The sequence below is a fragment of the Streptomyces sp. NPDC029292 genome, assembly GCF_055569295.1.
This window is the reverse complement of the sequence record NZ_JBVHXR010000006.1, coordinates 1-3,224: the sequence shown is the minus strand read 5'-3', so window position 1 is coordinate 3,224 and position 3,224 is coordinate 1. Positions and strand designations below refer to the sequence as shown.

Sequence of the window (3,224 nt, the reverse complement as noted above, 5' to 3'; positions counted from 1 at the left end):
GCGCATCGACTGCCTGGCCCGCAATCGGGACGCGCTGCGGGCCTATCTGGAGGCGGTCCAGCCGGATCGTGGCGACCAGGGCCGGGCTGTCGACCAAGGTGGGGCGATCAACTAGCCAGTTCCTGCGCGTGTTGCGCCGCCTCGCGCACCGGGCCGCGGTGCACGGGACCGTGCCCGGGCAGCAGGACATCCGCCGCGAGGGCCTCGATGCGCGCCAGCGACGCGAGGGCGCTGTCGCGTTCGCGGTCGAACATCGCGGGCAGCAACTGCGGACCCCGTATGCGCGACGTCGGATGCCCGCTGACCAGGGCGTCACCGGAGATCAGGACTCCGGCGTCCGGCAGGTGGAAGACGGAGTGCCCCGCCGTGTGGCCCGGCGTGTGCACCGGGACGGGACGGCCGGGCAGATCGAGCGGGCCCTCCTGGGGAAACGCCTCGGGCCGGCTCATCCGGACGTCCGCCGTGCCGCCGGACCGGATGGCGTGCACCGCCCAGGGCAGCACACCGGGGCGCCACGCCTGGCGCAGCACCTGCCCCACGCTCACCTGATCGAGGAACTCGCGGCGCGCGTGCGGCAGTTCCGCCTCGTGCAGGTAGACGGGGACGCCGAACGTGCTGCTGAGGTACTCGGCCGAACCGAGATGGTCGTTGTGCGCGTGCGTGATGAGCACGGCGCTGACCGCCTCGGGCGCGTGGCCGAGGGCGTCCAGGGACGCGAGGACTTCCTGGCGGTCGCCCGGATATCCCGTGTCGACCAGGGTGACGGCGTCGCCCTCGGTCAGGACGACCCAGTTCGTGTTGCTGCCGTGGACCAGATGAACTCCGGCGGCTGCTTCGACGATCGCATCCTCGCGCATGACCATCCCGACGCTTGAGAACTTTCACGGCCGAGTGGGGCCGTGTCAGGGCGAAGGTACCGCGTGTGCGGGGGAGCGCGACCGTCGCCCTCGGGGAGGCGCGGCTCGTGGTGGCCGAAGGTGAACGGGCCGTGCGGGCAAGGGTCTTGACGCAGCACTGACAAGGCGCTGGCATATGGCGAGTCTCGTTGACTTTTGTTCGAGTCTGCGAACAAACCGCTCAAAGGAGAGCCGCATGTCCCCTATTTCGAACACCACGTGCCTCAAACGTCTCTTGAGACGCGCGGCTGTCCACTGCGCCGTCCTGTGTCTGGCCCTCGCCGGACTGGCCGGACTCGGTCGCTCGGCCGCGCCGCTCACGGCCGAACCGACCGCCGTCAGCACCAACCAGATCGGGGTCACCCCCGCCCCGATGGGCTGGGCGTCCTGGAACAGCTTCGCCAGCACCATCGACTACGCCACCATCAAGGCCCAGGCCGACGCCCTCGTGTCGTCCGGGATGGCCGCCGCCGGCTACACGTACGTCAACATCGACGAGGGCTGGTGGCAGGGCGACCGCGACAGCGCCGGCAACATCAGCGTCGACACCGGCAAGTGGCCCGGCGGGATGAAGGCCATCGCCGACTACATCCACAGCAAGGGACTCAAGGCCGGGATCTACACCGACGCCGGGAAGAACGGCTGCGGTTACTACTACCCGACCCCCTCGACGACGCCCGCCGCGCCCAACACCGGGATGGAGGGCCACAACCAGCAGGACCTGGAGACCTTCCAGAACTGGGGCTTCGACTTCGTCAAGATCGACTGGTGCGGCGGCGACGCCGAGGGACTCGACCAGGAGACGACGTACAAGGCGATCCGCGACGCGAACGCGGCGGCGACCGCCGTCACCGGACGCTCGCTCGTCCTGTCGCTGTGCGAGTGGGGGACCGGCAACCCCTGGAACTGGGCCGCCGGTACGGGCGCCATGTGGCGCACCAGCACCGACATCGTCTACTGGCCGGACAACCCGACGATGTCCGGCATCCTGGCGAACTTCGACAAGTCCCTGCACCCCGCCGCCCAGCACACCGGCTACTACAACGACCCGGACATGATGACGGCCGGCATGAGTGGTCTGACCGCCGCCCAGAACCGAACGCACATGGGCCTGTGGGCGATCTCCGGCGCACCGCTGCTCGCGGGCAACAACCTCGCCACCATGAGCTCGTCGACCGCCTCCATCCTCACCAACTCCGAGGTCATCGCCATCGACCAGGACGCGCGCGGCCTGCAGGGCGTCAAGGTCGCCGAGGACAGCACCGGTCTGCAGGTCTACAGCAAGGTCCTCTCCGGCACCGGCAAGCGCGCGGTTCTGCTGCTGAACCGTACGTCGGCCGCGGCGAACATCAGCGCCCGCTGGCAGGACATGGGGCTGACCACCGCGTCCGCCGCGGTGCGCAATGTGTGGTCGGCGTCCAACGTCGGCTCGTACGCGACGAGTTACACCACCAGCGTTCCGGCGGGGGAGGCCGTCCTGCTCACCGTCTCCGGTACGGAGGGGGCCGGGACGACGTACGAGGACACCACCTCGGCCACGACGCCGACGTTCACCGGCGTCACCACGGCCGCCGCGGGCACGAAGCTGATCGACATCACGTACGCCAACAGCGGCTCCACGGCCCGTAAGGCGACCCTCCAGGTCAACGGCCAGTACGCGCAGACGCTCGCCTTCCCGCCCACCGGGTCGTCGAGCACGTACCGCACCGTCTCCGTCCTCGCCGACCTGGCGAAGGGCGCGAACACGCTGACCTTCGGGACGTCCGGCACCGCACCCGACATCGACGCCGTCGCCGTCCGCGCGATCCCGGGCACCAACGGCACCGCGATCGTCGGTACCGGCTCCGGGCGCTGCCTGGACTTCTTCAAGAGCACCATCGCCAACAACACCCAGGCCGAACTCTGGGACTGCGGCGGAGGCCAGAACCAGACCTTCACCTCCACCTCGCGCGGCGAACTCGTCGTCTACGGCAACAAGTGTCTCGACGCCTACAACAGCGGCACCGCCAACGGCACCCGGGTGGTGATCTGGGACTGCAACGGCGGCACCAACCAGAAGTGGACCGTCAACTCCAACGGCACCATCACCAACAACGTCTCGGGCCTGTGCCTGGACGCGATCGGCAACGGCACCGCGAACGGAACGCTGATCGACCTGTGGTCGTGCAACGGCGGATCCAACCAGCAGTGGACCCGTAACTGACCGCAGGTTCCCGCCGGGACAGACCGGGGGGGGGGGGGGGGGGGGGGGGGGGGGGGGGGGGGGGGGGGGGGTGAGAGGGGGGGGGGGGGGGGGGGGGGGGGGGGGGTGGGGGTGTGGTGCGGGTT

2 protein-coding genes are annotated in these 3,224 nt (G+C 69.9%); one reads left to right on the top strand and one right to left on the bottom strand.

All coding sequences use genetic code 11. From position 1 onward, the window contains the following. Nucleotides 1-107 precede the first annotated feature (107 nt). Nucleotides 108-857, bottom strand: a complete 750-nt coding sequence (locus ACZ4WS_RS15195) for an MBL fold metallo-hydrolase (RefSeq protein ID WP_467980562.1) — start codon at nucleotides 855-857, stop codon at nucleotides 108-110. A gap of 235 nt (nucleotides 858-1,092) precedes the next feature. Here ACZ4WS_RS15195 and ACZ4WS_RS15190 point away from each other — a divergent pair, with 235 nt between their 5' ends. Next, nucleotides 1,093-3,099, top strand: a complete 2,007-nt coding sequence (locus ACZ4WS_RS15190) for an RICIN domain-containing protein (RefSeq protein WP_467980560.1) — start codon at nucleotides 1,093-1,095, stop codon at nucleotides 3,097-3,099. The last annotated feature ends 125 nt before the right edge of the window (nucleotides 3,100-3,224 follow it).